The sequence below is a fragment of the Flavobacterium sp. W21_SRS_FM3 genome (genome assembly GCF_052113625.1).
GTDB lineage: Bacteria > Bacteroidota > Bacteroidia > Flavobacteriales > Flavobacteriaceae > Flavobacterium.
In genome coordinates this window covers 156,436-181,256 of sequence record NZ_JBGQOD010000005.1, presented here as the reverse complement: position 1 = coordinate 181,256, position 24,821 = coordinate 156,436, and the positions used below count along the sequence as shown (strand labels likewise).

The 24,821-nt window shown below is 34.1% G+C and carries 24 protein-coding genes; 11 read left to right on the top strand and 13 right to left on the bottom strand.

Going from position 1 to position 24,821, the window contains the following annotated elements:
* The first annotated feature begins 14 nt into the window (after positions 1 to 14).
* The 6 genes from hisA to ACEN2K_RS09830 all read left to right on the top strand — a co-directional run bounded on the left by hisA (position 15) and on the right by ACEN2K_RS09830 (position 6,315).
* Positions 15 to 743, top strand: a complete 729-nt coding sequence (gene hisA / locus ACEN2K_RS09855) for a 1-(5-phosphoribosyl)-5-[(5-phosphoribosylamino)methylideneamino]imidazole-4-carboxamide isomerase (RefSeq protein ID WP_441759162.1) — start codon at positions 15 to 17, stop codon at positions 741 to 743.
* A gap of 77 nt (positions 744 to 820) precedes the next feature.
* Complete coding sequence (gene hisF, locus ACEN2K_RS09850; protein ID WP_441759161.1) at positions 821 to 1,576, top strand: imidazole glycerol phosphate synthase subunit HisF; 756 nt, start codon at positions 821 to 823, stop codon at positions 1,574 to 1,576.
* A gap of 78 nt (positions 1,577 to 1,654) precedes the next feature.
* Positions 1,655 to 2,254 carry a bifunctional phosphoribosyl-AMP cyclohydrolase/phosphoribosyl-ATP diphosphatase HisIE gene (hisIE, locus tag ACEN2K_RS09845; protein ID WP_441759160.1) on the top strand — a complete coding sequence of 200 codons (600 nt, stop codon included), beginning with the start codon at positions 1,655 to 1,657 and terminating at the stop codon, positions 2,252 to 2,254.
* 169 nt (positions 2,255 to 2,423) lie between these two features.
* Positions 2,424 to 3,854 (top strand): leucyl aminopeptidase family protein, encoded by a 1,431-nt coding sequence (locus ACEN2K_RS09840; RefSeq protein WP_441759159.1) that lies wholly within the window; start codon positions 2,424 to 2,426, stop codon positions 3,852 to 3,854.
* Between the two features lie 52 nt (positions 3,855 to 3,906).
* Positions 3,907 to 5,562, top strand: coding sequence for a M1 family metallopeptidase (locus tag ACEN2K_RS09835; RefSeq protein WP_441759158.1), 1,656 nt, complete (start codon positions 3,907 to 3,909; stop codon positions 5,560 to 5,562).
* 57 nt (positions 5,563 to 5,619) lie between these two features.
* Positions 5,620 to 6,315: a DUF4240 domain-containing protein gene (locus ACEN2K_RS09830; RefSeq protein ID WP_441759157.1), complete on the top strand. Its 696-nt coding sequence runs from the start codon at positions 5,620 to 5,622 to the stop codon at positions 6,313 to 6,315.
* Between the two features lie 46 nt (positions 6,316 to 6,361).
* On the opposite strand, the gene ACEN2K_RS09825 is transcribed toward ACEN2K_RS09830, so the two are convergent.
* The 11 genes from ACEN2K_RS09825 to ACEN2K_RS09775 form a co-directional block, all read right to left on the bottom strand.
* Positions 6,362 to 7,237, bottom strand: coding sequence for a sugar phosphate isomerase/epimerase family protein (locus ACEN2K_RS09825; RefSeq protein WP_441759156.1), 876 nt, complete (start codon positions 7,235 to 7,237; stop codon positions 6,362 to 6,364).
* Between the two features lie 20 nt (positions 7,238 to 7,257).
* Positions 7,258 to 8,151 carry a hydroxypyruvate isomerase family protein gene (locus ACEN2K_RS09820; RefSeq protein WP_441759155.1) on the bottom strand — a complete coding sequence of 298 codons (894 nt, stop codon included), beginning with the start codon at positions 8,149 to 8,151 and terminating at the stop codon, positions 7,258 to 7,260.
* 10 nt (positions 8,152 to 8,161) lie between these two features.
* On the bottom strand, positions 8,162 to 9,397 hold the full coding sequence (locus ACEN2K_RS09815) for an MFS transporter (protein ID WP_441759154.1): 1,236 nt from the start codon (positions 9,395 to 9,397) through the stop codon (positions 8,162 to 8,164).
* 43 nt (positions 9,398 to 9,440) lie between these two features.
* On the bottom strand, positions 9,441 to 10,127 hold the full coding sequence (locus ACEN2K_RS09810) for a 3-keto-disaccharide hydrolase (RefSeq protein WP_441759153.1): 687 nt from the start codon (positions 10,125 to 10,127) through the stop codon (positions 9,441 to 9,443).
* A 31-nt stretch (positions 10,128 to 10,158) separates the two neighbouring features.
* Entirely contained in the window at positions 10,159 to 11,619 is a 1,461-nt protein-coding gene (locus ACEN2K_RS09805; RefSeq protein ID WP_441759152.1) for a Gfo/Idh/MocA family protein, read from the bottom strand.
* 88 nt (positions 11,620 to 11,707) lie between these two features.
* Complete coding sequence (locus ACEN2K_RS09800) at positions 11,708 to 12,082, bottom strand: c-type cytochrome (RefSeq protein ID WP_441759151.1); 375 nt, start codon at positions 12,080 to 12,082, stop codon at positions 11,708 to 11,710.
* 18 nt (positions 12,083 to 12,100) lie between these two features.
* A complete protein-coding gene (locus ACEN2K_RS09795) occupies positions 12,101 to 13,153 on the bottom strand; it encodes a sugar phosphate isomerase/epimerase family protein (protein ID WP_441759150.1) in 1,053 nt (350 codons plus the stop codon).
* Positions 13,154 to 13,163: 10 nt separating this feature from the next.
* The gene (locus tag ACEN2K_RS09790) at positions 13,164 to 14,318 is read right to left on the bottom strand and encodes a Gfo/Idh/MocA family protein (RefSeq protein ID WP_441759149.1); all 1,155 of its coding nucleotides are present in this window, start codon (positions 14,316 to 14,318) and stop codon (positions 13,164 to 13,166) included.
* A 13-nt stretch (positions 14,319 to 14,331) separates the two neighbouring features.
* Positions 14,332 to 16,035, bottom strand: coding sequence for a GMC oxidoreductase (locus tag ACEN2K_RS09785; protein ID WP_441759148.1), 1,704 nt, complete (start codon positions 16,033 to 16,035; stop codon positions 14,332 to 14,334).
* A gap of 53 nt (positions 16,036 to 16,088) precedes the next feature.
* The gene (locus ACEN2K_RS09780) at positions 16,089 to 16,649 is read right to left on the bottom strand and encodes a gluconate 2-dehydrogenase subunit 3 family protein (protein ID WP_441759147.1); all 561 of its coding nucleotides are present in this window, start codon (positions 16,647 to 16,649) and stop codon (positions 16,089 to 16,091) included.
* Between the two features lie 484 nt (positions 16,650 to 17,133).
* The gene (locus ACEN2K_RS09775; RefSeq protein ID WP_441759146.1) at positions 17,134 to 17,541 is read right to left on the bottom strand and encodes a glyoxalase; all 408 of its coding nucleotides are present in this window, start codon (positions 17,539 to 17,541) and stop codon (positions 17,134 to 17,136) included.
* Between the two features lie 66 nt (positions 17,542 to 17,607).
* Here ACEN2K_RS09775 and ACEN2K_RS09770 point away from each other — a divergent pair, with 66 nt between their 5' ends.
* Positions 17,608 to 17,991 carry an acyl-CoA thioesterase gene (locus ACEN2K_RS09770; RefSeq protein ID WP_441759145.1) on the top strand — a complete coding sequence of 128 codons (384 nt, stop codon included), beginning with the start codon at positions 17,608 to 17,610 and terminating at the stop codon, positions 17,989 to 17,991.
* 118 nt (positions 17,992 to 18,109) lie between these two features.
* Here ACEN2K_RS09770 and ACEN2K_RS09765 read toward each other — a convergent pair whose 3' ends face one another.
* Positions 18,110 to 19,366, bottom strand: coding sequence for a mechanosensitive ion channel family protein (locus ACEN2K_RS09765; protein WP_441759144.1), 1,257 nt, complete (start codon positions 19,364 to 19,366; stop codon positions 18,110 to 18,112).
* Positions 19,359 to 19,664 carry a DUF3817 domain-containing protein gene (locus tag ACEN2K_RS09760; RefSeq protein ID WP_441759143.1) on the bottom strand — a complete coding sequence of 102 codons (306 nt, stop codon included), beginning with the start codon at positions 19,662 to 19,664 and terminating at the stop codon, positions 19,359 to 19,361. The genes ACEN2K_RS09765 and ACEN2K_RS09760 overlap by 8 nt, the downstream gene beginning before the upstream one ends.
* A gap of 105 nt (positions 19,665 to 19,769) precedes the next feature.
* On the opposite strand from ACEN2K_RS09760, the gene ACEN2K_RS09755 reads away from it, so the two are divergent.
* From ACEN2K_RS09755 to ACEN2K_RS09740, 4 genes are all read left to right on the top strand, one after another.
* Positions 19,770 to 20,291, top strand: coding sequence for a DUF6155 family protein (locus ACEN2K_RS09755; protein ID WP_441759142.1), 522 nt, complete (start codon positions 19,770 to 19,772; stop codon positions 20,289 to 20,291).
* A 112-nt stretch (positions 20,292 to 20,403) separates the two neighbouring features.
* Positions 20,404 to 21,960, top strand: a complete 1,557-nt coding sequence (locus ACEN2K_RS09750) for a DEAD/DEAH box helicase (RefSeq protein WP_441759141.1) — start codon at positions 20,404 to 20,406, stop codon at positions 21,958 to 21,960.
* A gap of 138 nt (positions 21,961 to 22,098) precedes the next feature.
* Positions 22,099 to 23,436, top strand: coding sequence for a DEAD/DEAH box helicase (locus tag ACEN2K_RS09745; RefSeq protein ID WP_441759140.1), 1,338 nt, complete (start codon positions 22,099 to 22,101; stop codon positions 23,434 to 23,436).
* A gap of 94 nt (positions 23,437 to 23,530) precedes the next feature.
* Entirely contained in the window at positions 23,531 to 24,817 is a 1,287-nt protein-coding gene (locus tag ACEN2K_RS09740; RefSeq protein ID WP_441759139.1) for an NAD(P)/FAD-dependent oxidoreductase, read from the top strand.
* Positions 24,818 to 24,821 lie beyond the last annotated feature (4 nt).

The window sequence follows — 24,821 nt, the reverse complement described above, 5'->3', positions numbered from 1 at the left end:
TTTAAATAAAAAAAATGAGAATAATACCAGCCATAGACATCATTGAAGGAAAATGTGTCCGTTTATCAAAAGGAGATTACAATACAAAAATTATATACAATGAAAATCCGCTTGAAGTGGCGAAATCATTTGAAGCTCACGGAATCGAATATTTGCATTTAGTAGATCTTGACGGAGCGAAATCAAGCAAAATTGTCAATTATAAAATATTGGAACAAATTGCGACTCAAACGAGTTTAAAAATTGATTTTGGAGGAGGATTAAAGTCGGATACCGATTTGAAAATTGCTTTTGAAAGTGGTGCCAATCAAATCACAGGTGGAAGTATTGCTGTAAAAAACAGAGCGATTTTTGAAAAATGGATTGCAGAATACGGAGCTGATAAAATAATTCTTGGTGCTGATGCAAATAATGAAAAAGTAGCTGTTTCAGGATGGTTAGAAGAGTCAAACGAAGATTTAGTGCCGTTTATTCAAGAGTATCAATCTAAGGGAATCCAGTACGTTATTTGCACTGATATTGCAAAGGACGGAATGCTAGAAGGACCTTCTTTTGATTTGTACGCTAAAATTTTGGCGGAAGCCCAAGGAATTAAATTAATTGCATCTGGTGGAATTTCTACTTTCGATGAATTACCTAAATTAGCTGAACTAGGTTGTGAAGGAACTATCATAGGAAAAGCAATTTATGAAGGAAGGATTTCGTTAAAACAGTTGGAACAATACATATTAGAATCTAAATAATTTGAAGATGTGAAAATTTGAAAATGAGATAATGCATTTTCAAATTTTTTAATTTTCAAATTTTCAAATTAAAAGAGATGTTAACAAAAAGAATAATCCCCTGTCTAGATATAAAAAATGGTCGTACAGTTAAAGGTGTAAATTTTGTAGATTTGCGTGATGCTGGTGATCCTGTAGAATTAGCTAAAATTTACTCTGATGAAGGAGCTGATGAGTTGGTTTTTTTAGACATTTCCGCAACGGAAGAACGACGAAAAACATTAGTTAATTTGGTTCGAGAAGTTGCTGCTACAATTAATATTCCGTTTACAGTAGGTGGCGGCATTTCCTCTGTAGCAGATGTGGAAGTCTTGTTGCAAAACGGAGCCGATAAAGTCTCCATCAATTCATCAGCGGTAAAAAATCCACAGTTGATTAATGATTTGGCTGGTAAATTTGGAAGCCAATGTGTAGTTGTTGCTATTGATGCTAAACAAATTGACGGGCAGTGGATCGTACATTTAGTAGGTGGAAAATTACCTACAGAATTAAATTTGTTTGACTGGGCAGTAGAAGTAGCCGAAAGAGGTGCAGGAGAAATACTGTTTACGTCAATGGATAATGACGGAACTAAAAACGGATTTGCTAATGAAGCTTTGGCTAAATTAGCAACATTAATTAATATCCCAATAATAGCTTCAGGAGGAGCGGGGAACATACAGCATTTTGTAGATAGTTTCAAAGTAGGGAAAGCAGACGCAGCCTTGGCAGCAAGTGTTTTTCATTTTAAAGAAATTGAAATCAAAACCTTGAAACAAGAATTGAGAAATAATAATATCGCAGTGCGATTATAGAACTTAGAAAAAAGAACAAAAAGGTCAGATCTAAAAATCTTTCCGTATTTGATTCTTTTAATCATTAAATAAGATAAAATGAACATCGATTTTTCAAAAAGCGCAGATGGATTACTTCCAGTAATTATACAAGACAGCGAAACAAAAACGGTTTTAATGTTGGGTTACATGAATGCCGAAGCATATCAAAAAACAATTGACACGCAAAAAGTAACTTTTTTTAGTCGATCCAAACAAAGACTTTGGACAAAAGGTGAGGAGAGTGGTAACTTTTTAAATTTGATTGCTATTAAAAATGACTGTGATGGTGATACTTTATTGATACAAGCAAAACCTGAGGGACCAACTTGTCATACAGGTGCTGATACTTGCTGGCAAACAGAAAATAAATCGGATTATGGATTTATATCTGACTTAGAACAAACTATCAAAACAAGAAGAGAAAACGCAGATTCTGAAAAAAGCTATGTGGCATCTTTATTCAAGTTGGGCATGAATAAAATTGCTCAAAAAGTGGGTGAGGAAGCGGTAGAAGTGGTTATTGAAGCTAAAGATGACAATGATGAGTTGTTCTTGAGTGAAAGTGCTGATTTGTTATTTCATTATTTAATTCTTTTGCAAGCCAAAGGATTTGAATTGGAAGATGTTGTTCAAGTTTTAAAAAGTCGTCAAAAATAAGAATCTAATACTTAGTTTTTTAAACATAAAACCCAATAGTAAATTGATTTATTATTGGGTTTTGTTTTTCTTTCAAAAGCAATAAACTATATTTACTTAGTATTTTAACACCTACAATTGTTCTTGTACTTGTAAGAACGGATGGTGAATAACTCAATTAAAAGTAAGTATGAAAACAACACAAATAAATAGCTTAAAGGGTTTTTCTGGAACAATCATAATTCCTGTATTTGAAACGACTGCAAAAAACTTGATTCCGATAAAATTTGAGAATGTAGAAATTTCATCAAAAGTTTTTTATGGTAAAATAGATAGTTCTTATTTAGCTGAAAAAGAGGGGAATACCTATGTGTTTTTAGGTTTAGGAAAAGAGATTGACTATAAATCATTAAAAACCATATTTAGAAGAGTAGCATCTCAGCAGAAAGAAGTTTTTACAAAGGCAACAGCATTGGCTTTGCCAAAAGAATTTACTGACGAGCAAGTTGAGGCAAGTCTTTCAGGATTAGTATTAGGAACTTACAATATTGGTCATTATAAAAAACAGGACAAACACCCCTTTTTAGAATCTGATTTTGAATTGCACATATTATCAGAAACCAACTTTTCTACCACCATAAATAAAGCTATTAAAATTGCCAGAGCACAGTTAGAAACCTTGACTTTAGTAGATTTACCTCCTAACTATGTTACGCCAAAATATTTAACTGAGTGGGCAGTAGACAAAGGAAGCAAATATGGTTTTAAAGTGACCGCTTTGGGATTAGAAGCCTGCGAAATAGAAGGATTAGAAGCTTTTATATCTGTAGGTAAAGGCAGTCAAAATGAAATGCAGTTTATCATCATGAGTTATGAGCCAAAAGAACCTGTAGAGGATGTTAAACACATTGGATTAGTGGGTAAAGGTATCACATTTGATACAGGAGGCCTCAATATCAAAACAGCAGGAATGCTCGATATGAAATGTGATATGGCAGGTGGCGCAGCAGTTTTTGGGGCCATGCAATTAATTGCCGACCTGCAACTTCATGTCAAAGTAACAGCCATTGTTCCCTGTGCGGAAAATGCAGTGAGTAGTAAATCCTTTTTGCCAAGTGATGTTATAAAAAGTTATAGTGGAAAGACCATTGAAATAATTGATACAGATGCTGAAGGACGCTTGATTTTAGCTGATGGAATATCGTATATGGTTAAAAATTTTAGTCCTGACTATTTAGTAGACATAGCGACTTTAACAGGAAGTAGCATGGGAACATTTGGTCATGAGTGTGCAGCATTGTTCACTAACAATCAATCAGTATCAGGAGCTTTGCAACTTGCCGGTGATAGCATTGGTGAGCGAATGTGGCCTTTGCCTCTTTGGGAAGCTTATAATCAAGATATTGAAAGCGAAATAGCAGATGTAAAGAATTACAGTGGTAAACCATTAGCAGGGGCTATAACTGCTGCTAAATTTTTAGAATACTTTACTAAAGAGCATACGGCTTGGGCACATTTAGATATTGCTGGAGTGGCTTTTGGTAATGATGAGTTCTCAAAAAATAAACATGCTACTGCTTATGGAGTGCATTTACTTTCTAAGTTCATCGAAAATCTATAATTTAATAACATTCATATCCATTTGTAATGGAAAAAAAGTAAAGTTTCGATCCATGAAAATAAACAATTATTACTTCCTCACTGCTTTTCTAACTTTCAATACGTTAAGTGCTCAAGGTCTTTTAAACAAATCTGAAATGGTTTTTAATAGGCAAGATTCACTTCGCGGAAGCATTACTAAAGAACGTGCTTGGTGGGATGTTAAAAAGTATCATTTAGATATTAAAGTAAATCCTATAGACAGCACCATAACAGGTTCTAACGTTATTCAATATAAAGTATTAGACGCATACAATAACATGCAAATTGATTTGCAAAAGCCAATGGAAATCACGCGCGTTATTCAGGATGGAAAACCATTAGAATTTACAAGAGAGGGTAATGCCTTTTTTATAAAACTACTTTCAAAACAAACAGTAGGCAGTACAAAAGAGCTTGTTGTTTTTTATGGCGGAAAACCCAAAGTTGCTGTGAATCCACCATGGGACGGAGGAATTACGTGGAAAAAAGACGCTAATGGAAAGCTGTTTATTGCCTCCTCTTGTCAAGGTTTAGGCGCCAGTGTTTGGTGGCCAAATAAGGACCATATGTATGATGAAGTGGAAGGAATGACGATAAGTGTAAATGTTCCAGGTGATTTAATGGATGTCTCCAATGGTAGGTTAGAAAGTGTGAAAAAATTAAAAGACGGTACAAAAACTTATACCTGGATCGTGACCAACCCGATTAATAATTATGGAGTAAATATAAACATTGGTGATTATGTTTCCTTTTCCGAAAAATATAAGGGCGAAAAAGGGGTTTTGGATTGCAATTACTATGTTTTAAAGGACAATTTGGCTAAAGCCAAAGAACAGTTCAAGGATGTTCCTAGAATGTTGCAGGCATTTGAACACTGGTTTGGTCCTTATCCTTTTTATGAAGATAGTTATAAATTAGTGGAAGCACCTTATTTAGGGATGGAACATCAAAGTTCTGTGACTTATGGTAATGGTTATAAAAATGGTTATCGAGGTCGTGATTTGAGCGGTACAGGTTGGGGATTGAAATTTGATTTCATCATTATTCATGAGTCGGGACATGAATGGTTTGCTAATAACATTACCTATAAAGATATAGCTGATATGTGGATACATGAAAGTTTCACAAATTACTCTGAAAGTCTTTTTGTCGAATATTACTATGGTAAAGAGGCAGGTTATGAGTATGTACGCGGCATCAGAAAAAACATAGAAAACGACAAACCCATTATCGGTCAGTACGATGTGAATAATGAAGGGTCAAGCGATATGTACTATAAAGGTGCAAACATGTTGCATACCATCCGACAAATTGTTGATAGTGACGAAAAATGGCGCTCTATTTTAAGAGGTTTAAATAGTACTTTTTACCATCAAACAGTGACCTCAAAACAAATCGAAGATTACCTGAGTACTGCTGTGGGGATTGACTTAACAACCATTTTCAATCAATATCTGCGAGATACAAGAATTCCAACTTTAGAGTATTTTATCAAAGGTAATATTGTTAGTTTTCGCTGGACCAACTGTGTTAGTGGTTTTAATATGCCTCTTAAAGTAATGATTGATGGTAACGAGAATTGGTTGAAACCTACTACAGAATGGAATACTACCTCAGTAAAAGACGAAAATTCTCAGCTACATATTGACCCAAATTTTTATGTGGCTGGATTTGATATTACAGAATAATTTTTGCTAATTTTACAAAGGAATTGGATAAACCAACAATACTATTCCAGCTGTTTTATGAAAAATACAATTATTGCATTTTCTCTTTTTTTATTTTCATGTACAATTAGTCATGGGCAAAATAGTACTGATAAGTCAAAATTAAAACCGAATGATGCATTAAAAAATATTGCTACGGTTGAGGCTACAGAAGATTCTTTAGTTTTAACCAAGTCTAGTAAAATGCTTGATGAAGACAGTTACTGGGCTATAATTGCAAACTCATTAAAGCAAACAGATAATCAGGAAGATCAAGAGCTATTTTTAATTTCGGAAATCGAAAAAATGTCCCCTTATGAGATGATAGGTTTTCGTTTAAGAACTGATAAATTACTTTATGACACCTATAATCAAGAATTATGGTGTGCTGCTTATATTATGAATCAAGGATGCTCAGATGGTGGATTTGAATACTTTAGATGTTGGTTGATATCAAGAGGTAAAGAAGTATTTTACGCTTCTAAAGCAAATCCAGACTCGTTATTAAAAGAAGTCGTAAAAGATAAAGAAGTGTATGAATTTGAAGGAATGTGGTATGTAGCAATGAACGCTTTTAAAAATACTACTGGCGAAGAATTGTTTAGCTATATTGATTACGATAATTTTACCACTAATGATGAAAATTATCCAATTTTAAAATTTGCATGGAATGTAGATGAACCAGAAACAATGGGTAAAGTTTGTCCTATTTTATATCAAAATCTTTGGAAGTAAATAATTTAAAAGAGGGATGCTTATTAGCATCCCTCTTTTATTTATCTTAAATTAAATTCTTTTTGATATAGTTGTAACTTGCAGCTGCAGATTCTATAGGATTAGGAAGGTAATTACTTTCATGCTCAAGAAAGAAGCGCTTCATCCCTGACAGTTCTGCTTGTGCGAATATAGCTTTAAAATCAAGTGTTCCAGTTCCAATTTCAGCATTAAAATCAGGGTTAACTTTATCCATGTCTTTTACATGCCACATTTTAAAACGTCCAGGATGTTCCTTAAATAATTCTAGAGGATTATTCCCCGATCGCACCACCCAATACAGGTCCATTTCAAAATCAACTAAACTCTTATCAGTCTCCTTAAGCAAAATTTCATAACCATTAGTAGACCCAAATTTTTCAAATTCGAAATCATGATTGTGATAGGCTAATTTTATTCCGGCACTTTTAAAAATTTCGGCGGCTTTATTAATTTTTAAAGCTAATTTTTTATAATCATCACCACTTTTACCTCTTAGATTTTCAACAATGTAAGGTACCGTGATGTATTCGCTTCCTAAAATGTTAGCAGCTTCGGTATATGACTGTAGTGCATCAGTATTACCATTTTCAATATATCCATTGAAATCAAAATGATTACTCGTTGCCTTTAAACCGTTATCAGATAATATTGCTTTGAAGTCTTTTACTGAGGTACCAAAGAAGCCATTCGTTGGTGAAAAACCAAATGTCTCAACTTCGTTAAATCCTACTTTCCCCACTTGTTCCAAGACGCCTTTTACATCTTTAGGCAGGGTGTCACGTAACGTCCACAATTGAATTCCAATGGCTTTCTTTTTTAAAGAAAATGCAAACGATGGAGCAATGGCTATAGCTCCAAGGGCCAATCCGCTATTTATTAAAAAATCTCTTCTTTTTATCATGAGTTCTATTGTTAAAGTCGTTAAATATCACAAATTGTTATTGCCTTTTGTAGCGATTCAAGCTTATTCTTATTTAATGGTATAAATTCTTGTGCAACATAACCAGTGAATCCAGTGTCATGGATAGCTTTCATTATGGCGCTATAATTCAATTCTTGTGTTTCATCAATTTCATTTCGTCCTGGTACGCCAGCAGTATGATAATGGGCTATATAGTTATGATTGTCCCGTATAGTCCTGATAACATCACCTTCATCGATTTGCATATGGTAGATATCATATAACAATTTAAAATGATCTGAATTTAACCGTTTAGCTAATGCTACTCCCCAAGCAGTAATGTCACAATGGTAATCAGGATGATTAATTTTACTGTTTAATAATTCCATAACTAAAATTACTCCATGTTTTTCAGCAATAGGAAGTAGTTTTCTTAGACCAAGAACACAATTAGTCAACCCTTCCTCATCAGTTTTACCTCTTTTATTCCCGCTGAAGCAAATTAGGTTTTTATATCCCGCTTTGGCCACAAGTGGTATCATCTCAGTATAATTTTGAATTAGCTGCTCATGAAATTGTATGTCATTAAAACCATCAACTAAATTTATTTCGGCTCCATTACACATTGGCGAATCGAGACCATATTTCTGTAGTATTGGCCATTCTTTAGGTCCCACTAAATCAATACCCTTGATCCCCATTTTTTTTACTGCATTACACAGCGTATCTAAGTCAATATCATTAAAACACCAGCGGGCAACAGAGTGGTTAATTTTACCTTTTAAAACTCCCGTATTTATAGGCAACTCTTCCGCAGCTATTGCAAATGCTGATAAACTTGAAGGCACTCCTAATGTCGCCGTACCTGCTATTATACCTTTTATAACTGATCTTCTACTTATAGGTAAATTCATAATAGTGACTTTAAACGGTCCTGATTTCTTTTTCTTTTTTTGAATCAAATAATAGAGCAAAAATTAAAAATACTGCAAATGCGATTCCTGCTGGAATGATCCACACCATTTGCCAGTTAATGGTACCGTCTATCATTTTATAATTATCCGTTATCCAGCCAGCGACAGCAAACCCCACTAACATACCTACACCGTAAGTAGCTAGGGTGATAAGCCCTTGTGCAGCACTCTTGTATTTCTCACCCGCTTTTGAGTTGGTATAGATTTGACCCGAAACAAAAAAGAAATCGTAACAAATACCATGTAAAGCAATACCTATAATAAGCATAAAACTTAATTCACCACCATTCCCATAAGCAAATAAAGCATAGCGAATTGCCCAGGCTAACATACCAACTAAAATTGTTTTCTTAAAACCATATTTTACGAAGAAAACGGGAATTAATAATAAGAATAAAGCTTCTGAGATTTGTCCGATAGCCATTTTACCTGTAGGATTTTCAATCCCTGCGCTTGTTAAGAAAGGGTGGGCGTTCTGGTAATAAAAGGCTAGGGGAATACATATTAGGATAGAGGAGATGAAAAATATCGCAAAATTTTTGTCCTTTAATAATTTTAAGGCGTCTAAACCTAATAAATCACTTACTCTAATCTTTTCGTCTGCAGTTACTTTAGGAGGAGTTTTTGGTAAAGAAAAACTAAAAAGACCTAATAATAGTGCTGCAATTCCAGACAATAAAAAAGTGTTTTTTAATAGTCCCTGTGTTACATTCTCAGAAGAATCCCAATGAAATAAGTAACTGATAGATAATCCAGCCAGTATCCAGCCTATGGTTCCCCAAACTCTAATGTTTGGAAATTCTTTCTCTGGGTCTTTCATCTGGTTGAAAGCAACTGAATTTACAAGTGCTAATGTTGGCATATATAAAATCATATAACTTAAAACATAGATGTAAAACATACCAATATCTACTGACTGGTACATTTGATACATTAACAGTGCTCCAGCTAAATGTAAAATTCCTAATATTTTTTCTGCATTAAAATAACGATCAGCAATTAATCCGATAATAAATGGAGCTATAATAGCTCCCCACGATTGTGTTGAGAAAACAGAAGCGGTCTCTGAACCGGAGGCTTGCAAATTTATCGCTAAATAAGTTCCTAGAGTTACAAACCAGGCGCCCCAGATAAAAAATTCTAGGAACATCATGATAGATAATTTAATTCGGATTGTACTATTCATTGGTTTTAGGTTAGTTAATTATTATTTTTTTGATTATTATAAATTAGTATAATTCTTTGATCATTATATTTCGATACCAAACATGATCTCCATGATCTTGTAAGGCAATTTTGCCTTTCTTGAACGTTCCAAAATCTTTCCACGCTGTAAATTTACTACCTGATACTAACTCCTTCCATTTCTTATCCCAAAGCGTCGTTTTTACAACAACAACTCCATTTAAGATAAAAGTAAGTTGGCCTCGATTACTGATAATTTCTGCAGTATTCCATTCCCCTACAGCTTTAACAGGTTCAGTATCACCTTTAACTAAATCATATAAGTTACCAGCACGATGTTTATCAATTTTGCCATCTGGATGCCCTTCATTATCTAAAACCTGCATTTCTAGACCAGTTTCATAAGTATTAGGATATTTAATGGGATTCTCGTGAACATAAAATATGATTCCGCTATTTGCTTTTGGTGCTACCTTCCAATCTAATTTTAAATGAAAATCAGAATATTCTTTATCTGTTACTAAATCTCCGCCTTGGTTATTTACTTTTGCCGTGGGATCAAAATGTAAAGAACCATTTTCTACTTTCCATGCATCACATGCTTGCGTTTTACCATAGCTGTGCCAGCCCGCGGTAGTCTTACCATCGAATAGAGGTGTGAATTGATCTTGTGCATTTGCTATTGGTATCATGACTAATACTAATAGAGCGGTGTGTATGGATTTTATCATTGGGAACTATTTTAAAATTTAGTAAGACTATTTAAAGTACAAGATTTTTCCAACCTTCACGATAATCCCTTTTTACAAATTGATTAACTTCATCAAAGTTTGTGATTTTCATATTGTCGTTGTCCCACAATAATTTAACAGATCGTCCTGGGTATTTAATTTTGCCATTAATTTCTTTTTGGATATCATATCCTCTAATTGCAAGATTAGCCATTAATAGTGCTTCAGTTAATGGTCCAGCAATTTCAAATGGCGAACTTAATTCTTGCTTACCGTGACCTGCAATACATGCATCAACCCATTGATTATAATGGCCATTTGAACCATCATGAACCCGATTGTATTTGGGAGTAATTTTTAAATTATCATTCTTACTTAATGGTAATAAACGCGGATTTAAGCCATATGTATCACACAACATCTTTCCTTTAGTACCCGTAAATAAAGTTCCATTTCCACCATCACCAAAAATCTCATTAGGTTCTAACTCCAATGGTCTTTCTGGTTGAATACCGCCGTCCATCCAATGCAAAGTCACATCACCTTCAGTCTTATTCGTTTTTGGAAAAGTCAATGTTACATGACTCGAAGGAGGGCAACTTTCTGGAAAATAGCCTCTTTTAAATTCATCCACATATACTGATCCTACACTACATTGCACATCTTTAGCATATTTTAAATTTAGTACACTAAAAGGTGCTTCTATTAAGTGACAACCCATATCGCCCAAAGCTCCTGTACCATAATCCCACCAGCCACGCCAATTAAATGGTACTAACTTGTCAACATATTCTTTATAAGGAGCTGTGCCTAACCACAAATCCCAATCTAATGCAGCAGGGACGTTGCTTTTAGTACCTGGCCAAGGAATTCCTTGAGGCCAAACTGGTCTATCTGTCCAAGCATGTATCGTATGAACATCTCCTATTAGTCCAGCTTCATACCATTCTTTCATGATTCTTGTACCATCATTTGAAGCTCCTTGATTCCCCATCTGGGTAACCACCTTATATTTTTTAGCGGCTTCTGTTAAAATCCGCGCTTCATAAATATCATGGGTTAATGGCTTTTGAACATAAACATGTTTTCCTAATTGCATAGCCGCCAGCGTTTGTATCGCATGATTGTGATCTGGAGTGGCTACAGATACAGCATCAAAGTATTTATGTTCTTTATCGAACATTTCTCGCCAATCCTTATAATACTTTGCTTTAGGAAAAGCATTGATACTTTTGGCTGCTCTTCTATCATCTACATCACATAGAAAAGATATAGATGCTTTACCGCTCTGATCAAACATAGCAATATCTGACTGCCCTTTTCCTCCAACACCAATACTGGCGATTAATAAACGATCACTTGGAGCGACAAACCCTCTTCCTAAAACATGACGAGGAACAATCATAAACGCCGCAGCTGTTATAGCACTCGTTTTTATAAAATCACGCCTATTCTGGTTGATTTTAATTTTTTTTTCTTGTTCTTCTTTCATGTTTGCTACTTATGAGAGTTATTTACTATTTTTAACAACGTCAATGAGGGAGGGAGGTTTTGCCTTAAAAAACCTTTACATACAACAATTACTTTTTTAATGATAGAATGTATTTAACCATTGCTTTTGCTTCGTCCTTTTTAAGTGATGCATGTGCACCCATTGGTAAACTGCCCCATACACCAGAACCTCCTTTTATTATTTTTTCAGATAAATAATTAATGTTCTTATCATTTGCAGCATATTTATTTGCGATGTCAACATAAGAAGGACCTACCACTTTTTTGTCCTTGTTATGACAACCAATACAATCTGATTTAGCTATTAATTTCTCTCCTTCTGAATTTTGTACAGTTGAACTGTGTATCACTAAAGTTTCAGTGTACACTTCCTTGTTAGATTCATTAGAAAAGGAGGTTAATCCTATCATAGCAATAGCTAGCAATACATATTTAATTTTCATTTTTAATCTCTTTAAATTTTACAATCCTAGAATTTTTCTATTAAAAGTTTGACTACTATCCACTGATGCGAAATCATCAAAAGCTTTGTCAGTCACTTTTATAATGTTGTTTTTGATAAATTCGGCTCCTTCACGAGCACCATCTTCTTGATTCTTAATGCAACATTCCCATTCCATTACAGCCCATCCTTTAAAATCATATTGCGATAATTTGCTGAAAATCGTTTTAAAGTCTACTTGACCATCTCCAGGAGAACGATAACGTCCGGCTCTGTTTAACCAACTTTGGTACCCACCAAAGGTTCCTTGTTTACCCGTTGGATTGAATTCGGCATCTTTAACATGAAATGCTTTAATTCGTTCGTGATAAAAATCGATATACTGGATATAATCTAACTGTTGTAATACAAAGTGCGATGGATCATATAAAATACAGGCTCGAGAATGATTATTTACAGCCTTTAAAAACATTTCATACGTTTCTCCATCAAATAAATCCTCACCAGGATGAATTTCATAGCAAACATCCACACCATTTTGATCAAATTCATTCAGTATAGGCATCCAACGTTTAGCTAATTCAGCGAATCCCTCTTCAACTAAACCAGCTGGTCTTTGCGGCCAAGGGTGGAAGTATTGCCATAGTAATGAACCACTAAATGTAGCATGGGCGTTTAATCCAAGATTATTTGAGGCTTTAGCAGCATATTTTAATTGTTGTACAGCCCATTCCTGTCTTGCTTTTGGGTTTCCATGTACATTTGTAGGAGCGAAAGCATCAAATAAGTCATCATAAGCAGGATGAACAGCAACCAATTGCCCTTGTAAATGAGTTGATAATTCCGTTATCTCTAAACCATAAGAAGCAATCTTGCCTTTTAGTTCATCCGCATAGGTTTTACTTTCAGCTGCTTTTTGTAAATCAATAAAGCGAGCATCTTGTGTTGGCATCTGGATTCCTTTGAATCCCAAATCAGCGGCCCATTTACAGATTCCGTCTAAAGAATTAAATGGGGCTTCATCACTTATAAATTGGGCTAAAAAAACCGCTGGTCCTTGTATTGTTGTCATTACTTATATTTTAAATTTTAAAATCAAACCATTTTTGATCAGATTTACCTGAGGCAATTACATTTTCAATAAAAGCCATCCCACGAACACCATCTTCCACAGTAGGGAAATCGAGCATTTCATTAGTTGGTTGTTTTCCTTCAATTTTAGCTGATATTGTCAAAGCAAAATTCCTATATAAATTAGCAAATGCTTCTAAGTATCCTTCGGGATGTCCGCTAGGAGTGCGAGAATTGAACTGCGCACTTTCTGACAAATAATTATTTCCTGCTCTATAGATTTGAGCGGGAGCGTCCGGCCACTTAACCACTAAAGTGTTGGGTTCCATTTGATGCCATTCAAGACCACCAACTTCGCCATAAATCTTAATTTTCAAGCTATTCTCTTCTCCTGCTGCAATTTGTGAAGCTACTAAAATACCATTGGCTCCATTATTAAATTTTAATAAAACGTTACCATCATCATCGAGTTGTCTACCTGCAACAACGGTATTAATATCAGCACATAACTGAGTGATTTGCAAACCTGAAATATATTCGGCAAGTTGTGCGGCGTGTGTTCCAATATCGCCCATGCAACCGCTGATACCACTTTTTGCAGGATCAGTTCTCCAAGCTGCTTGTTTGTTTCCGTCCTTTTCGGTCAAAGTACTTAGCCAGCCTTGTGGGTATTCTACCATAACTTTACGTATCTTCCCAAACTTATTTTCAGCAACCATATTTTTGGCCTGCTTCACCATTGGATAACCAGAGTAAGTATGGGTTAGACATAAGATAAGCCCTGTATCATATACTTTTTGTTGTAGCTGCTTAGCTTCATGAAGACTTAAGGTCATAGGTTTGTCGATCAAAACATGGAACCCATGTGCTAAGGCCATCATAGCAGGGGCAAAGTGGGCGAAATTTGGCGTAACAATAGATACAAAATCCATTCTTTCTCCTAATGGCAATTTACTTTCAGCAGTAATCATTTCTTGATAAGATCCATAACATTTTGAATCCGGAAGAAATAAATCACGGCCAGATTCTTTAGATGTTTCTGGATTAGAACTAAAAGCCCCACAATGGAGTTCTATTAATCCATCCATATTTGCAGCAATGCGGTGAATTGAGCCAATAAAAGCATTTTTCCCACCACCAATCATGCCCATTTTTAATTTTCTCATAGTGATGCAATTCCTAAATATTACCTTTTTTTAATTCTTTAACAGCATAGTCAGCTGCGCGGGCTGTCAAAGCCATAAAAGTCAATGAAGGGTTTTGGCAAGCGATAGAAGGCATGCACGATCCATCAGTTACAAATACATTACTCACTTCATGCATTTGATTCCATTTATTTAGAACCGAATCTTTAGGATCATTTCCCATTCTAGCAGTTCCCATTTCGTGAATAGCCATACCTGGATAACATTCGTTATCAAAGGTTTTTACATTTTTAATTCCGGATGCTTCTAACATTTCAGCTGCATCGTTCATCATATCAATTCGCATTTTTTTTTCATTCTCTTTGTATTCACAGTCAATTGCTAAGACAGACTGTCCCCATTTGTCTTTTTTAGTATGATCGATATAAACTTTATTTTCATAATAAGGTAACATTTCACCAAATCCTCCTAATCCCATACTCCAAGTATCTGCTGGGAAACTTAACTTATCTTTAAAATCACCACCAAACTCTAATTCGGCAACTTCTTCATGCCAGGAACCTCTACTAGCACCACCTTGGTAACCAAATCCTCTCAAATAATCTCTTTTGTCATTGCCAACATTTTGATATCTAGGCACATATATTCCATTGGCTCTGCGGCCATAGGTATATTTATCTTCAAATCCTTCAGCACTTCCAGAAGCGCCACAACGAAAATGATGATCCATTAAATTATGTCCTAACTGCCCACTAGCATTTCCTAATCCGTTCGGGTGAGCTTCTGAAGTTGAGTTTAATAGAATAAAAGTAGATCCTAAAGTGGAACCGTTTACAAAGACGATTTTAGCATAAAATTCCATGCTCTCATTAGTTTCAGCATCAATAACCATTACCCCTTTAGCTTTTTTGGTGTCTTTGTCATAAATGATGTGATTTACAATAGAGTAGGGCCTCACGGTCAGTCTTTTTGTGGCAACTGCCGCTGGTAGTGTAGAAGATTGTGTACTGAAGTAAGCTCCAAATGGACATCCACGGCTACATAAATTACGATACTGGCAGCTTCCTCTACCTTTGTGAGGAACAGTTAAGTTGGCCGTACGTCCTATCGTAAGTATACGGCTTTTGTTATAATGTTTTTCTATACGTTCTTTCACAGATTTTTCGACACAGTTCAAATCCATTGGAGGTAAAAATTTACCATCTGGTAGTAAAGGCCAGTTTTCAGCTTGTCCACTTATACCTGCAAATTGCTCCACATAATCATACCATTTAGTAAGGTCTTTGTAGCGAATAGGCCAGTCATTACCATGACCATCTTTTTTATTGTCTTCAAAATTGTGATCACTAAAACGGTAGCTTTGTCGTCCCCACATTAAGGACTTACCTCCTACATGAAATCCTCTATACCAATCAAAACGCTTGTCTTCAGTATAAGGGCACTCTAAATCATTTACCCACCATTTTTCATTAGCTTCCTGATAAGGATAATCTCTTGTTTGTACAGGATGTGTTCTTTTTTGTTCTTCTGTTAATCTACCTGCATGCTCGAACTCCCAAGGAGCTTTCATTGCTGTATCATAATCTTTTATATGTTCTATATTCATGCCGCGTTCTAACATCAACACGTTTAATCCTTTTTCAGTTAGTTCTTTTGCAGCCCAACCGCCACTAATACCTGATCCAATTACAATTGCATCATAAGTATTTTGTTCTTTTAAATTGGTATTTATATTCACTTTCCTTATTTTTTTAATTGATATCTCTATATTTCTAATTGATCAAATGGTGACTAGGTAGCCCAAGCCTTTTGACCTGGTTTATAATCAGCACTTCCATCATATCTACCAGGAATAGGTAGGTATTCACGTGCTTGGGTACATCCAATCTCCGAAGAGAAGAAGCCTAATAGCGTTAAATCTCTACCAATTGTAAAGAAAGAATAAGGTTGTTTTTTTGCGATTGTTTCGGTTCTTAAATCTTGTACTAGTTTTTGTTTTTGGTCTGTAGTAAGAGACAGGAAATTTGCATTATAATCCTTTAAAGATTTATTTTCCATTTCCTTTAAACCTTTGGCAAACTCATGTTGCATTGTAGGGGGATAACATTCTCTAACCATCATTGGGATAAATGTTCCTACACCAGCTGCTTTTGCTCCTGGAGATAATTTTGTAGTGGGAATAATTACATCCGCAAATTCTGCTAGAATTTCTTCATCTGAATTAGAAAAAAACACTTGGTTTCGTTCCTCCTCGGGAAGTGTAAAATTTTCAAATAAAACTCCAATTGTAGAGGAGGAGAGGGCAGTTCCGAGTAAAAATGCCACGTTTTTAAGTGCTTTTCTTCTATCCATTTGCTAAATTATTAATAGGATTAATTATTATTACATAATATTCAATTATTATAACTATACAATTATAAATAAAAATAAATTACATTCACTTTTTTCGAGTTAATTTATTGATATTATTAAGGATTTTTCAATAAATTTCTAATATACAGCAAAGTTTATGCAATAAAATTAGCAATGCAAGAAAAATTAGAAAAATACTGTAACAAAAAAATTTTATCTTGATATAAAACGATACTAAAAATTATTATTTTGTAAGTAAAAGATTATATTTAAAGAATCAAAAAGCGAGTATTTCAAGTTCAATGCGTTAAAATGACATATTATAGCTACACAACGCAATTATTTTGATTTAAGTAATTTAACCAATAGTCTTTTGAACGAGAAAAAACGAAAAAACATTCTGTACTAAACAAAATCAAAAATTAGATTGTTCAAAAATTAGTTGTTCAAACTGAATGTAAAGAGTGAAAATTTACTGTTTACATTACTTCTCTACAGAATGTATCTGTAATAAATCCATCTGGTTCTTCAATCTTTCGATTAACATCGCCATCATGCGTTTATTTATATTTGAGGTGTTCTGGGTATAAATAGTATATTCATGTATGGTGAATAATCCTACAATCATGCCTTTTAATGTATTTCTATATTTAGTGTCTTTTTGAAGACTATTACTTATAAAAGCATTTTTTTTATCGATTGAATAATTAGCAAAATCAGCTTTGTTTTTTGCAATATAATTTTTTAATGACGCAAGAAATAATTCATTTTGCAATTTTAATATAGGTCGCAAAACTTGATTCTGAAATTGTTCATCTATAGAAGATTGCGAACTTAAAGATCCTATAGTTTCTCCTCTAAATTCTGTAATAAATTCGTTCCTAATGCTCATTTTTTTCTTTAAAATTAAAGAAAAATAGGCATGTAAATGTTACTTTAGCATTATTAAATAAAAAACATGAGATTTCATACAAGAAAATGGGTTAAACCCGAAGATTTAAATCCTAACGGAACACTATTTGGAGGTCAGTTGTTAGCTTGGATTGATGAAGAGTTAGCGCTATATACCATCATACAATTAGAAAATTCAAGGGTAGTCACTAAACATATGTCGGAGATCAATTTTAGAAGCTCTGCACGACAAGGAGATATTATAGAAATAGGAATTGATGTAGTAAAGTTTGGTAACTCTTCGTTAACGCTTAAATGTGAAGCAAGAAACATGATGACTCGTGAAACTATCATTAGTATCGATAGTACAACCATGGTCAATTTAGGAGAAGACGGAAAACCTAAAGCTCATGGTAAGAGCGAAATTGAATATGTCAAAAACAGATTATAATGTAAATAAAAACAGATAGCTCAATGCTATCTGTTTTTATTTATATAGTATCTAAAAAATATAACTATGCAGGAATATTTTAGTGCAAGTTTAAATACAATTACTCATGTGAATCCTCTTAACCAACAAACTGATTCTTTGATGGTAGTTCAAAAATTTCTAAATCAAAGTATTTAACTGAAGCAAAAATATGGTCAAATACGTCTGACATTACGTATTCATAATTCTCCCATCTTTTATCACTTGAGAAAACATAAATTTCGATAGGTACACCATGAGCAGTAGATTGCAATTGACGACACATCAACAACATTTCCTGATTTAAAGCGGGATGATTGCGTAAATACTGAGTAATGTACTTTCGAAACAAACCTAAATTAGTCATGTTTCTACCATTGATGGCTAAAGATTTATCGATCGCATTATCAGTATTGTATTTTTCAATTTCTATCTTCCGTGTGTCAATATAGGCACTGATTAAATTAATGTTTTTTAGTTTAGTTAGTTCCGCATCCGATAGAAATCGGATACTACTGGTTTTAATTAAAATATGCCTTTTAATACGTCTCCCATCTGACTTTAACATCCCTCTCCAGTTTTGAAATGAGTCAGAACTTAAACTATAGGTAGGAATGGTCGTTGTAGTATTATCAAAATTTCGCACTTTTACCGTGGTTAAGTTAATTTCGATTACATCTCCATCAGCACCAAACTTATCCATCGTAATCCAGTCGCCAATTCGTACCATATCATTAATGGAAACTTGTACACTAGCCACAAATCCAAGAATAATATCTCTGAAAATTAAAATGATTAAAGCAGAAACCGCTCCTAATGTGGTCAACAGCTCTTTGAATTCAAAGTCGAATAATTTAGAGATGATTACGGTAACACCTACCATCCATAGTACAATCATAATTACCTGAATGAAACTATCAATAGGTTTATCACTATACCGTGGTTTTTGTTTCAAATAATCTCTTAGTGCATTAAAAACCGTCCTGATAATCCATAAGACAAGGAAGACAATATAAATACCTACTAATTTACCAAAAACACTTTCCCAATACTCAAATTTATCCAGAATAACGGGAACCGACTTATAGATGAACATCAAAGGGATCAGATGCGCAATGTATTTGGCGGTTTTATTGGTTACCAAAAAATCATCAAACTGTGTTTTAGTGCGTTGCGCTACAAACACAATAATAGTCACTAAGATTAATCTAAAAATGACATAGATGCTGTACGCTAATAAACACAACAAAGCAATGTTTAAGATCAGACTTAAATAAGAAGAGACGCTATAGGACATTCCCCATTTCCTAAATAAAGGATATAAGAAACTGAATATTTTCCCAATGAATTTAAACATTGTTTAGATTTTTCTGTTCGGTTTTAAGGTATTTGTATTCTACGTAAAAAGTACCAAATGGAATTAAAGAGGCTGCTAAGATAATTCCAAAGGTTTTTAAATCCCATTGCATTTTGTTTTTTAATAAAATAGCAAGTAAGATGTATGCAATAAACAATACTCCATGACTCATACCTATAGGGTACAACAAGCTATGATATAATTCAAAATGAGTAGGTTTTATAAAAAGCATGTTTGAAAATAAAGCCAAATAGGAAATTCCTTCTAGGATAGCAGTAATCTTAAAAATCTTAAGCATGTAAATTGTTTTAAGTAATAATGGACAAAATTAAGTATTATCATTCATTATATAGGTATTCATAACCAAAGTAATTTACTTTTGTATTGGATAAAAGGAACGATTATGAGTAAACGCGATTTAAAAAAATATTTAGCTGAGTTAAATAAAGAGCAGCTTGAAGAGCAATTAATTGAATTGTACGAAAAATTCAGTCCCGTAAAAGTCTATTATGATTTTGTTTTCAACCCAAAGGAGGAAAGCTTGCTACAAGAAGCCAAGTTGAAAATCTCTCACGAATATTTTCCGATACAAACCGGCCGAAAAAAGAAAAAGCCGAAAATGCGACGATCTGTTGCACAAAAAATTATTAAACATTTTATACTGCTTGGGGTAGACCCTTTTGTAGTAGCTGATATCATGCTGTACAACATTGAAATTGCGCAAACCTTTGCTTCCGGTAACACCATAAAACAAGAGCTTTTTTTTAAAAGCATGCAAAATTCATTTGAACAGGCTACTCAGTATTTAATAGCTAGTGGAGTGTTAAATGATTTTAAATCAAGGCTTGTTGGTATTTACAATGAAGCAGTTAGTCAAAAATGGAAGAATAAAGATCAGTTTAAAGCTATTTTAGAACGTCTGTAATTGTAAAACTGCCCATAAATCAATTTTATTTAATGTTCCTACTATATTTTATCGAAATTTCCATAGATAAACTGTTTTTTCGGTGTATTTTTGCAAAAACCCAACAAAAACAATGTTTGAAAATACTATAGAAATAGAAAAAGAAGACAAAAAAGAAGCAAAAAAACAACTGTATGCGTACCAACAAAATGACATAGACGCCATTTTTGAACGTATAGACAATGCACCAAAACAGCATCACTTACTTTATCAACTGCCTACAGGTGGTGGTAAAACAGTAATATTTTCTGAAATTGTACGTCGTTATTTATCACATAATGATAAGAAAGTAGTTGTGCTTACACACCGTATTGAGTTGTGTAAACAAACCTCAAAAATGTTGAAAGGTTTTGACGTAAAGAATAAAATAATCAACAGTAAGGTAAAAGAACTTCCAGATCAAAACGAGTATTCTTGTTTTGTGGCTATGGTCGAAACTTTAAAAAACCGTATCAATGATGAAAAACTGCACCTAGATAATATAGGTTTAGTAATTATTGATGAGGCTCACTATAATTCATTTAGAAAATTATTAAGCTCATTTAAAAATGCTTTCATTTTAGGAGTGACAGCAACTCCTTTGAGTTCAAATATTAAATTACCCATGCATCAAAGCTATGATGAGTTAATCGTAGGGGATACAATTAGTTCATTGATAGAAAATGGTTTCTTGGCAAAAGCAATAACCTATAGTTATGATGTAGGTCTTACTTCACTAAAAGTTGGTATCAATGGTGATTATACCGTAAAATCATCTGATGATTTGTATACAAATATGGCTATGCAAGAAAAACTTTTGCACGCCTACACAGAAAAATCATTAGGTAAGAAAACCTTGATTTTCAATAATGGTATCAATACCTCTTTATATGTTTATGAAACCTTTAGAGAAGCAGGATATCCTATTCGTCACCTAGATAACACTAGTAGTACTGAGGAAAGAAAAGAAATATTGCATTGGTTCAAACACACCTCAGATGCTATTTTGACTTCTGTGGGGATTTTGACCACTGGTTTTGATGAACCGTCAGTTGAAACTATCATATTGAATAGAGCAACTAAATCATTAACCTTATATTATCAAATGATTGGTCGTGGTTCTCGTAAATTACCTAACAAAGATATATTTACTGTAATTGACTTGGGTAACAACGCAGCACGTTTTGGTTTATGGAGTGAGCCTGTGAACTGGCAACATATTTTTAAATCGCCTGAATTTTATTTAGAAAACTTGCGTGATGATACTGAGATTGAACTGTATTTTAAGTATTCAATGCCCCCTGAATTACGCGCAAAATTCAGTAAAACTGCCGAAGTGACTTTTGATGTAGATGAAGAGCACAAGCTTGCCATTGCACAAAACTTACGTTCTAAAGTGGTGCTTGAAAAATCATTAGAACAACATGCAGCGATGTGTGTTGACAATACCGAAACTTTGCAAGAGGCAAAATCCTTATCAAAAGAACTTGATGATGATATTGATTGCCGCATCAAACGCTATTCTAAATGCTTAAGCCAGTGTAGTAAAAACTACCGTGAATGGCTTGTTGACGATTATAAATTAAAAATGACTTTACTTATTGGTAAAAAATACCGTGAGAAAATCATGAATGAACCTGACGAAGATTAATATTCATTAGGAGCTATTTCCTGCTATCCGCTGTATCTCTTGTGTTCGCTAACGCTACCACAAGAGGATGCCGCTGCTATCAGGGCTAAAAGCAAAATGCAAAACAACTATTTTTTATAAAATAATACATCCAAAATAATGTCAAAACAATTCTCAGATTTAGGAATTGAATCTCCTATATTAAAGTCGCTTACCGAATTGAAAATTGTTACTCCAACAGAAATTCAACAAAAAACAATTCCGTTATTATTGCAAAATAAAACAGATTTAGTTGGATTGGCAAAAACAGGAACTGGTAAAACAGCTGCGTTTGGACTACCACTTTTACAATTAATAGATAGTGCTGCAAATCATGTACAAGCGATAATCTTAGTTCCAACTAGAGAACTTGGACACCAAATATTCAAGAATTTAGAGGATTTTGCTAAATATTTACCTGAGGTATCAATCGCAGCAACTTGCGGTGGAATCCCAATCAAACCACAAATGGAGCGCTTGTCTCAACCTACACATATTGTTGTAGCTACACCAGGACGTTTAATCGATTTGATTCAGCGTAAAGCAATCAACTTAAAGGAAACTAAATTTCTTATTCTAGACGAGGCCGATGAAATGGTATCTATCTTAAAAGAAAGTTTAGATGAAATTATAGCCGAATTACCAAAAGAACACCGTACTTTTTTATTCTCAGCTACTTTGCCCGGAACGATCAAGCAATTAGTGCAAAATTACTTGAACAAAAATGTCGTTCAAGTAAGTGCTAACATGGAAACGGTAGGAAATCAAGGCATCGATCATGAATATATCGTAGTAGATCCTATTGAAAAACTAGATGTTTTAATGCACTTCTTAAATTCAAAAGAGGGCGAACGCGGAATTATATTTTGTAAAACAAAAGCCGCGGTCAATAAATTGGCTAAAAACTTAGCAATTAACCGTTTTTCATCGGGAGCTTTACACGGGAGTTTATCTCAAGGGATTCGTGACCGTATCATGGAGCAGTTTCGTGAAGGACATATCAATATATTAGTAGCGACTGATCTTGCTGCTAGAGGTATTGACGTAAAAGAAATCTCCTACGTAGTCAATTACCATTTGCCTGATGCTTATGAAGCTTACGTGCATCGTAGTGGTAGAACTGCTAGAGCAGGAGCAAAGGGACTTTCATTGACAGTTTTACAAGCTGAAGAGGAAAAAGAAATAGCCGACTTCGAGAAAGAATTAGGAATTAAATTCAGCAAATTTAAAAAGCCTAGCGCATCAAGTATCGAAGACAACAACACCTTGCTTTGGGCAAAGCAAATATTCAAGACAAAACCAAACCACGAGGTGGATGCCGAATTGAAAACTAAAATAAAAACAGTTTTTCACCATTTGACTAAAGATGAGCTAATTGAAAAATTATTAGCTAATTATTTGTTACAAAATAAAAATGAACCAGCAGAAAAACCTGTTAAAAGACAAAAAATGAAATAAGATTTTAGTCTTTTTTTAATAATTCTAATTTTAATAGCACCGATAAAAGACGTACTTTTATCGGTGTCGTTTTTTTAACAATAAATTAAATTATATGGAAATCGTTATAATTGGAGGAGGTTTTGCAGGATTAAACTTAGCAAAAGAGCTATTAAATCATAAAGGAATACATGTCACTTTAGTAGATAAAAACAATTATAATTTCTTTCCTCCGTTAATATATCAAGTAGCTACGGCTTTCTTAGAGCCATCCAGCATTAGCTACCCGTTTAGAAAATTCTTTGCTGGAAAGAAAAACTTACAATTTAGATTGGGAGACTTGAAACAAGTTGTTCCTGAAGAAAATAAAGTGATTCTGCATAATGGTGAGCTGCATTATGACCAATTGGTTTTTGCTACTGGAGCTGAAACAAGTTATTTTGGAATGGAAAATGTCAAGAAAAATGCCATTCCTATGAAAACCTTGAATGATGCCATAGAAATGCGTAACACTATACTTAAAAATTTAGAAAAAGCCGCAATATGCAAAGACATGCGTAAACGACGTAAGTTGTTAACTATTGTCGTTGCTGGTGGAGGACCTACAGGAGTAGAAGTTTCAGGAATGTTTGCTGAGATGAAAAAAAGTGTTTTCATGAAGGAATATCCTGAGTTAGCCACTGCTGTTAGTAATATTTATTTGATTGATGGCGGACCCGCACTGCTTGCGCCCATGAGTGAAGATTCTCAAAAGGATACGCTAAATGCTTTGACGGACCTAGGCGTCATTGTCAAGTTGAACAACAGGGTTACTGATTATGTTGATGATACAGTTTTCTTATCTAATGGAGAAACCATTCAAACTAAAAATCTAATTTGGGCAGCAGGAGTTTCAGCTAAAACCTTTGAAGGAATTCCCGCCGAAAGTTATGGCCGCGGAAGAAGGATGGCAACAGATGCTTTTAACAAAGTACATGCTACTGAGAATATTTATGCCATTGGAGATACTTGCATTCAATTAACGGATAAAGATTTTCCAGAAGGTCATCCTCAAGTAGCTCAAGTGGCGATTCAGCAAGGGCTTAATTTGGCAAAGAATTTCAAATTAATGGTAGAGAAAAAACCTTTAAATCCATTTCATTACAATGATAAAGGGTCTATGGCTATCATTGGTAAAAACAAAGCAGTGGTAGATCTACCAAAACCGAAGATGCATTTTAAAGGTTTCTTTGCTTGGATTATCTGGTTGTTTATTCACTTAATTTCGTTGATCACTTACCGTAATAGAATTAAGACTTTTTACAACTGGATGATTGCCTACTTAGCAAAAGATCAATCGTTACGAATGATTATAAGACCAGAGAAAAAAAATAAAAATATGCCTAGTGAATCAAGCTGTTAAGCTT

What these genes read in the sequence shown, in the direction of transcription:
- hisA (WP_441759162.1), top strand. Translation starts at nt 15, where the DNA reads ATGAGAATAATACCAGCCATAGACATCATTGAAGGAAAATGTGTCCGT.
- hisF (WP_441759161.1), top strand. Translation starts at nt 821, where the DNA reads ATGTTAACAAAAAGAATAATCCCCTGTCTAGATATAAAAAATGGTCGT.
- hisIE (WP_441759160.1), top strand. Translation starts at nt 1,655, where the DNA reads ATGAACATCGATTTTTCAAAAAGCGCAGATGGATTACTTCCAGTAATT.
- ACEN2K_RS09840 (WP_441759159.1), top strand. Translation starts at nt 2,424, where the DNA reads ATGAAAACAACACAAATAAATAGCTTAAAGGGTTTTTCTGGAACAATC.
- ACEN2K_RS09835 (WP_441759158.1), top strand. Translation starts at nt 3,907, where the DNA reads ATGAAAATAAACAATTATTACTTCCTCACTGCTTTTCTAACTTTCAAT.
- ACEN2K_RS09830 (WP_441759157.1), top strand. Translation starts at nt 5,620, where the DNA reads ATGAAAAATACAATTATTGCATTTTCTCTTTTTTTATTTTCATGTACA.
- ACEN2K_RS09825 (WP_441759156.1), bottom strand. Translation starts at nt 7,237, where the DNA reads ATGATAAAAAGAAGAGATTTTTTAATAAATAGCGGATTGGCCCTTGGA.
- ACEN2K_RS09820 (WP_441759155.1), bottom strand. Translation starts at nt 8,151, where the DNA reads ATGAATTTACCTATAAGTAGAAGATCAGTTATAAAAGGTATAATAGCA.
- ACEN2K_RS09815 (WP_441759154.1), bottom strand. Translation starts at nt 9,397, where the DNA reads ATGAATAGTACAATCCGAATTAAATTATCTATCATGATGTTCCTAGAA.
- ACEN2K_RS09810 (WP_441759153.1), bottom strand. Translation starts at nt 10,127, where the DNA reads ATGATAAAATCCATACACACCGCTCTATTAGTATTAGTCATGATACCA.
- ACEN2K_RS09805 (WP_441759152.1), bottom strand. Translation starts at nt 11,619, where the DNA reads ATGAAAGAAGAACAAGAAAAAAAAATTAAAATCAACCAGAATAGGCGT.
- ACEN2K_RS09800 (WP_441759151.1), bottom strand. Translation starts at nt 12,082, where the DNA reads ATGAAAATTAAATATGTATTGCTAGCTATTGCTATGATAGGATTAACC.
- ACEN2K_RS09795 (WP_441759150.1), bottom strand. Translation starts at nt 13,153, where the DNA reads ATGACAACAATACAAGGACCAGCGGTTTTTTTAGCCCAATTTATAAGT.
- ACEN2K_RS09790 (WP_441759149.1), bottom strand. Translation starts at nt 14,318, where the DNA reads ATGAGAAAATTAAAAATGGGCATGATTGGTGGTGGGAAAAATGCTTTT.
- ACEN2K_RS09780 (WP_441759147.1), bottom strand. Translation starts at nt 16,649, where the DNA reads ATGGATAGAAGAAAAGCACTTAAAAACGTGGCATTTTTACTCGGAACT.
- ACEN2K_RS09775 (WP_441759146.1), bottom strand. Translation starts at nt 17,541, where the DNA reads ATGAGCATTAGGAACGAATTTATTACAGAATTTAGAGGAGAAACTATA.
- ACEN2K_RS09770 (WP_441759145.1), top strand. Translation starts at nt 17,608, where the DNA reads ATGAGATTTCATACAAGAAAATGGGTTAAACCCGAAGATTTAAATCCT.
- ACEN2K_RS09765 (WP_441759144.1), bottom strand. Translation starts at nt 19,366, where the DNA reads ATGTTTAAATTCATTGGGAAAATATTCAGTTTCTTATATCCTTTATTT.
- ACEN2K_RS09760 (WP_441759143.1), bottom strand. Translation starts at nt 19,664, where the DNA reads ATGCTTAAGATTTTTAAGATTACTGCTATCCTAGAAGGAATTTCCTAT.
- ACEN2K_RS09755 (WP_441759142.1), top strand. Translation starts at nt 19,770, where the DNA reads ATGAGTAAACGCGATTTAAAAAAATATTTAGCTGAGTTAAATAAAGAG.
- ACEN2K_RS09750 (WP_441759141.1), top strand. Translation starts at nt 20,404, where the DNA reads ATGTTTGAAAATACTATAGAAATAGAAAAAGAAGACAAAAAAGAAGCA.
- ACEN2K_RS09745 (WP_441759140.1), top strand. Translation starts at nt 22,099, where the DNA reads ATGTCAAAACAATTCTCAGATTTAGGAATTGAATCTCCTATATTAAAG.
- ACEN2K_RS09740 (WP_441759139.1), top strand. Translation starts at nt 23,531, where the DNA reads ATGGAAATCGTTATAATTGGAGGAGGTTTTGCAGGATTAAACTTAGCA.